Genomic DNA, 6,557 nt, shown 5'->3' on the forward strand with positions numbered 1-6,557 from the left:
CGCGTCCACGAGCGTCGCCCACTGCCGCACCACGCGTTCCCTGCGCGGGCCGTCGTCCGTGAGGAGGCCGGCGAGGCCCAGGCCGCGGCACATGTCGAGGAGGCCCTGCACCGTTTCGCGGACCCCGGGGCGTGATTCGTCGGCGCCGAGGAGGGTGACGGCGATGCGGTGGGTCTCGCGTCCCACGCGGGCTTCGAGCGCGACGACGTCCTCCCGCAGCGTCTCCTCCCGGGAGGCGACGACCCAGAGCTGGAGCGCCGCGCGGAAGAGGGAGCCCGTGTAGAGGTCGGCGAGGGCGGCGACGACGGCGTGGCGGCCGGGCGGGGGGCCGGGGAAGAGGGCGCGCAGGGCGGCGGAGCGTTCCTCGGCCATGTAGGCGACGGCGGCGGTGAAGAGGTCCTCGCGGGTCGGGAAGTGGTGCTGGGCGGCGCCGCGCGAGACGCCCGCGCGTCCGGCGACGACGGCGACGGTGGAGCGCGTCCAGCCGTGTTCGGCGACGCAGGTGACGGCCGCTTCGAGGAGGCGTTCGCGCGTGGCGCGGCTGCGGTCCTGGCGGGGCGGTCCGCCGCGTGGTGTGCGTGTCACCGTGCCCATGGAGGGTCCCGTCGTTCGAGGAAGGCCGTCATCCCCTCGCGCGCTTCGGCGGAGGCGAAGAGCCCGGCCGAGAGGGCGAGCATGTCCTCGCCGCGCGCGCCGAAGTCCGCGAGCACTGTAGCGGTGGCGAGCCGTTTGCTCGCGGCGAGGCCCTGCGGGGAGCAGGCGCGCAGGGCGTCGAGCGCGGGGGCGAGGGCCGCGTCCACGTCGGGCACGGCTTCGGTGAGGAGCCCGATGCGGGCGGCCTCGGCGGGCCCGAAGCGCTCGCCCGTGAGGTAGTAGCGGCGCGCCGCGGTGGGGTCGCGGCGGGCGGCGAGGGGCAGCGAGATGACGGCGGGCGCGAGGCCGAGGCGGGCCTCGGTGAAGGCGAAGTCCGCCGCGGGCCCGGCGAAGCCGAGGTCGCAGGCGCCGAGGAGGCCGGGGCCCCCGGCCCGTACGTGCCCGGTGACGGCGGCCACGACGGGCTTGGGGAGGGCGACGACGGTGTGGAGCAGGGTGAGGATCGCGGCGGGCTCGGGCGGCTCCTTGAGGTCGGCGCCCGCGCTGAGAGTGGTCCCGGTGTGGCCGAGGACGACGGCGCGGACGCCGGGATCGGCTCCGGCCTCGGTGAGCGCCGTCGTGAGGGCCGCGACGAGCGGGGCGGAGAGGGCGTTGCGGCGTTCGGGAGCGTCGAGCAGGAGGGCGCGCAACCCCCGCTCGTCGGGGCGGATCAGGAGGGTCACGACAACTCCCTTGTGGTCAGTAGGACTTGGGGAGACCGAGGGTCTGGTGCGAGATGTAGTTGAGGATCATCTCGCGGCTGACAGGGGCGATGCGGGCGACGCGGCTCGCGGTGAGGAGGGAGGCGAGCTGGAACTCCTCGGTGAGGCCGTTGCCGCCGAGGGTGTGCACGGACTGGTCCACGGCGCGCGCGCAGGCTTCGGCGGCGGCGTACTTGGCCATGTTGGCGGCCTCGCCCGCGCCGCTGTCGTCACCGCCGTCGTAGAGGGCGGCGGCGCGGCGGGTCATGAGGCGGGCGAGTTCGAGTTCGATGTGCGCCTGGGCCAGGGGGTGGGCGATGGCCTGGTGGGCGCCGATGGGCGTGTCCCAGACGGTGCGTTCCCTGGCGTACGTGACGGCGCGGCCGAGGGCGTAGCGGCCCATGCCGATCGCGAAGGCGGCGGTCATGACGCGTTCGGGGTTGAGACCGGCGAAGAGCTGGAGAAGTCCCGCGTCCTCGTCGCCGACGAGCGCGTCGGCGGGGAGCCTGACGTCGTCGAGGGTCAGCTCGAACTGCTTCTCGGCGGCCTTGAGTTCCATCGCGATGGGTGTACGCGTGAAGCCGGGCGCGTCCGTCGGGACGATGAAGAGGCAGGGCTTGAGGCGTCCGCCGCGGGCGTCGACGGCGCGGGCGACGACGAGGACGGCGTCGGCGAGGTCCACGCCGGAGATGTAGACCTTGCGGCCGCTGAGCGTCCAGCCCTCGCCCTCGCGACGCGCGGTGGTCGCGACGCGGTGGGAGTTGGAGCCCGCGTCGGGTTCGGTGATGCCGAAGGTCATGACGCGGCTGCCGTCCGCGAGACCGGGAAGCCACGCGCGTTTCTGGGCCTCGGTCCCGAAGCGCGTGAGGACGGTGGCGCGGATCGCCGGGGAGACGACCATCATGAGCAGTGGGGAGCCGGCCGCGCCGAGTTCTTCGAGGACGAGGGCGAGTTCGCTGATGCCGCCGCCCCCTCCCCCGTACTCCTCGGGGATGCTCACCCCGAGGTAGCCGAGCCTGCCCGCCTCGCGCCACAGCTCGTCGGGGGATTCACCGGCGCGCAGCACGCGGGTGAGGTGGTCGCGCCCGTAGGAGCGGGCGAAGGCGGCGACGGCGGCGCGCAGGTCCTGGTGCTCCTGGCTCTCCACGAGGTCGGAAGCGCTCATGGTGCGGGGTTCTCCTTCGGGCGGCGGGGGGTGTCGTGCGGCTCGGGCGCGGGTTCCGGGTCCTCGATGACGGCGAGGAGTGCGCCGACCTCGACCTGGCGGCCGGGCGCGACGGGCAGCCGGGCGACGACACCGGCGCGCGGCGCGCTCACGCGGTGCTCCATCTTCATCGCCTCCAGCCACAGCAGCGGCGCCCCCTCGGCGACCCGGGCCCCTTCGCACAGTCCGTCCGCGAGGCGGACGACGGTGCCGGGGAGCGGGGCGAGGAGGGAGCCCGGCGCGGTGGTGGCGGCGGGTTCGGGGAAGCGGGGCAGGGTGGTGAAGGCGCAGGAGGTGCCGCCGGGGGTGTCGACGTACACCTCCTGGCCGTACACGGCGGCCTCGTACGTGCGGCGGACGCCCTCGCTCGTGAGGTGGACGGTGCCGGGCCGGGTCTCCGGCTCGACGGTGACGGCGGGATGGTCCTCCGAGCGGATGCCGTCGCGCGTGGTGCGGTAGCGGACCTCGTGGACGGTGCCGCCCGGTTCGGCACGGTAGGCGCGCAGCGCGGGGGCCGAGGGGAGGTTGCGCCAGCCACCCGGGCCGCCGCTCTCCCGCGCGGCGGCCCGGGCCTGGGCGACGGCGGCGGCGAGCGCGGCCAGCCGCTCCGTGTGGGCGTCGGCGGGCGCGGTGAGCTCGGCGAGGCGGCGCTCGTAGAAGGAGGTGTCGGCGCCGCCCGCGACGACCTCGGGGTGACGCAGCGTGCGCACGAGGAGCTCGCGGTTGGTGACGGGGCCGTGCAGGGGGGTGCGGGCGAGTCCGTCGGCGAGGGCGCGCAGGGCCGCCGCGCGGGTGGGGGCGTGGGCGACGACCTTGGCGAGGAGCGGGTCGTAGTGGACGCCGATGGTGTCGCCGTCGGTGACGCCGGAGTCGGTGCGCAGGTGGGCCGGGACGCGGAAGCGGTGCAGGCGCCCGATGCGCGGGCGCCAGTCGTCGGCGGGGTCCTCCGCGTACAGGCGGGCCTCGACGGCGTGCCCGCGGGGCGCGGGCGGGGCGGGCGGCAGGGGCTCGCCCTCGGCGACGGCGATCTGGAGGGCGACGAGATCGATGCCGTGCACGGCCTCGGTGACGGGGTGCTCGACCTGGAGGCGGGTGTTCATCTCCAGGAAGTGGGCGCGGTCCCCGTCGACGAGGAATTCGACGGTTCCCGCGCCGGTGTAGGCGACGGCGCGCGCGGCGGCCCCGGCCGCGCGGTGCAGGCTCTCGCGCAGCGCGGGCGGCAGGTGGGGCGCGGGTGCCTCCTCGATCACCTTCTGGTGGCGGCGCTGGAGGGAGCAGTCGCGGGTGCCGAGGACCCATACGGTGCCGTGGAGGTCGGCGAGGATCTGCACCTCGACGTGGCGGCCCCGGGCGAGGTAGGGCTCGGCGAACACCTCGTCGTCGCCGAAGGCGGCGCGGGACTCGGCGCGCGCGGCGGTGAGCGCGGCGGGCAGCTCGGCGAGGGCGCGCACGAGGCGCATCCCGCGTCCGCCGCCCCCCGAGGCGGCCTTGAGGAGGAGCGGGAGGTCCCTCTCGGTGGCGCGCGCGGGATCGACGGCGGCGAGGAGCGGGACGCCCGCGCGGGCCATGAGGTCCTTGGCGCGGGTCTTGGAGGCCATGGCCTCGATCGCCTCGGGCGGCGGCCCGATCCAGGTGAGCCCCGCGCCGGTGACGGCGCGGGCGAACGCGGCGTTCTCGGAGAGGAAGCCGTAGCCGGGGTGCACGGCGTTCGGCCCCGGAGGCCCTGGCCGCCGCCAGGACCAGGTCACCGCGCAGGTAGGTGTCGGGCGGGCGCGGCGCCGGGGAGGCGCACGGCGAGGTCGGCCTAGGCGGTGTGGGCGGCGTGCGTGTCGGGGTCGGAGTGGACGGCGACGGTGGTGATGCCGAGGGTGCGGCAGGTGCGCTGCACGCGGCGGGCGATCTCGCCGCGGTTGGCGACGAGGAGACGGGTGACGGGGCGCGGGGTGGCGGTCATGAGGTGGCTCCTCTCGCGGGGTGGTGGCGCTGGGACGTGTGCGGGCGGTGTGGCGGGTACGGACCGCGCCGGGGCGTGTGCGGACGGCGTGGCGCGCGTGGACCGCGCCGGGACGTCCCGTACCGCCCCTCACATGCGGAAGACACCGAACCCCCCGCGGTTGCCGCGGACTTCGGCCGTGTGCACGGCCGAGAGGCACAGGCCGAGCACGGTGCGCGTGTCGCGCGGGTCGATGATGCCGTCGTCGTACAGGCGCCCGGAGAGGAAGACGGGCAGGGACTCGGCCTCGACCTGCTGCTCGACCATCGCGCGCAGGGAGGCGTCCGCGTCCTCGTCGTAGGGGCGGCCCTTGGCGGCGGCGGAGGCGCGGGCGACGAGCGAGAGGACCCCGGCGAGCTGCTGCGGGCCCATGACGGCGGACTTGGCGCTGGGCCAGGCGAAGAGGAACCGCGGGTCGAAGGCGCGCCCGCACATGCCGTAGTGCCCGGCCCCGTAGGAGGCGCCGAGGAGGACGGACAGGTGCGGGACGCGGGAGTTGGCGACGGCGTTGATCATCATGCTGCCGTGCTTGACGATGCCGCCCTGCTCGTACTCCTTGCCGACCATGAAACCGGTCGTGTGGTGCAGGAAGAGGAGCGGGACGTCCCGCTGGTTGGCGAGCTGGACGAACTGGGCGGCCTTCTGGGCCTCCTCGCTGAACAGGACGCCGCGCGCGTTGGCGAGGACGCCGAGGGGGTGGCCGTGCAGGCGCGCCCAGCCGGTGGTGAGGCTGGAGCCGTAGAGCGGTGTGAACTCGTCGTAGTCGGAGTCGTCCACGAGGCGGGCGATGACCTCGCGCGGGTCGAAGGGCTCGCGCAGGTCCTCGGGGACGAGGCCGAGCAGGTCCTCGGCGTCGTGGCGGGGCGGTGCCGCGGGGCCGGGTGCCGGCTGCGCCTTGCGGTGGTTCAGGCGGGCGACGGCGCGGCGGGCGAGGCGGAGCGCGTCGGGCTCGTCCCAGGGCGAGCTGGTCGGCGAGCCCCGAGGTGCGGGCGTGCATGTCGGCGCCGCCGAGCGATTCGTCGTCGCTCTCCTCGCCGGTCGCCATCCTGACGAGCGGCGGGCCGCCGAGGAAGACCTTCGCCCGGTCCTTGACCATGATCACGTGGTCCGACATGCCGGGGATGTACGCGCCGCCCGCCGTGGAGTTCCCGAAGACGACGGCGACGGTGGGGATGCCCTCGGCGGACAGGCGCGTGAGGTCGCGGAAGAGCGCGCCGCCCGGGATGAAGATCTCCTTCTGCGAGGGCAGGTCGGCGCCGCCGGACTCGACGAGGCTGATGAGGGGCAGCCGGTTGGCGCGGGCGATCTCGTGGGCGCGCAGTGCCTTCCTGAGCGTCCACGGGTTGCTGGCGCCGCCGCGCACGGTCGGGTCGTTGGCGGTGACGACGCACTCGACGCCGCTGACGGTGCCGATGCCGGTGACGAGCGAGGCGCCCACGGTCCAGTCGCTGCCCCAGCCGGCGAGCGGGGACAGTTCGAGGAACGGCGTGTCGCGGTCGAGGAGGAGTTCGACGCGTTCGCGGGCGAGGAGCTTTCCGCGCCCGTGGTGACGCTCCACGTACTTCTCGCCGCCGCCGGCGAGCGCCTTCGCGTGCTCGGTGCCGAGCGCGTCGAGCTTGGCGAGGAGCGCGGCGCGGCGCGCGCGGTGGGCGGGTGCGGCGGGGTCCACGAGGGTGGGCAGGTGGGTCACTCGCGGTTCTCCTCGGGGGCGTCGGCTGGCCCGGGGCCGAGGGCTCCCGGCGCGGGCGTGGCGGGTTCCCCGGCCACCGTTTCCGGTACGGGGCCGAGCAGCGCGGCCGGTACGTCGACGTGGCGCGAGCGCAGCCACTCCCCCAGCGCCTTCGCCTGCGGGTCGAAGCGATGGCGCGCGGCGGCGCCCTCGCCGAGGAGACCTTCGACGACGAAGTTGACGGCACGCAGGCGGGGCAGGACGTGCCGGGTGACGGTCAGGGACGCGGTCTCGGGCAGGAGGGCGCGCAGGCGCTCGGTGGTGAGGTGGTGGACGAGCCAGGGCCACGCGGCCGGC

Annotated in this window: 4 protein-coding genes and 2 pseudogenes; all 6 read right to left on the reverse strand. The window is 75.6% G+C overall.

Annotated elements, in window-relative coordinates; translation table 11 throughout:
* Positions 1 to 594: TetR/AcrR family transcriptional regulator (locus SSBG_RS00795; RefSeq protein ID WP_008744344.1), on the reverse strand; the 594-nt coding region annotated here is incomplete at its 3' end.
* The gene (locus tag SSBG_RS00800) at positions 582 to 1,316 is read right to left on the reverse strand and encodes an enoyl-CoA hydratase family protein (RefSeq protein WP_008744345.1); all 735 of its coding nucleotides are present in this window, start codon (positions 1,314 to 1,316) and stop codon (positions 582 to 584) included. The genes SSBG_RS00795 and SSBG_RS00800, both read right to left, overlap by 13 nt.
* A gap of 16 nt (positions 1,317 to 1,332) precedes the next feature.
* On the reverse strand, positions 1,333 to 2,499 hold the full coding sequence (locus SSBG_RS00805) for an acyl-CoA dehydrogenase family protein (protein ID WP_008744346.1): 1,167 nt from the start codon (positions 2,497 to 2,499) through the stop codon (positions 1,333 to 1,335).
* Positions 2,496 to 4,492: pseudogene (locus SSBG_RS00810) on the reverse strand (acetyl/propionyl/methylcrotonyl-CoA carboxylase subunit alpha). Before SSBG_RS00810 ends, SSBG_RS00805 begins: the two are co-directional and overlap by 4 nt.
* 129 nt (positions 4,493 to 4,621) lie before the next feature.
* Positions 4,622 to 6,221 (reverse strand): annotated as a pseudogene (locus SSBG_RS00815) (acyl-CoA carboxylase subunit beta).
* A partial coding sequence (locus SSBG_RS00820; protein WP_037868601.1) for a hypothetical protein occupies positions 6,218 to 6,557 on the reverse strand: 340 nt, incomplete at its 5' end. The pseudogene SSBG_RS00815 and the gene SSBG_RS00820, both read right to left, overlap by 4 nt.

It is taken from the genome of Streptomyces sp. SPB074 (assembly GCF_000154905.1).
Classification (GTDB): Bacteria; Actinomycetota; Actinomycetes; order Streptomycetales; family Streptomycetaceae; genus Streptomyces.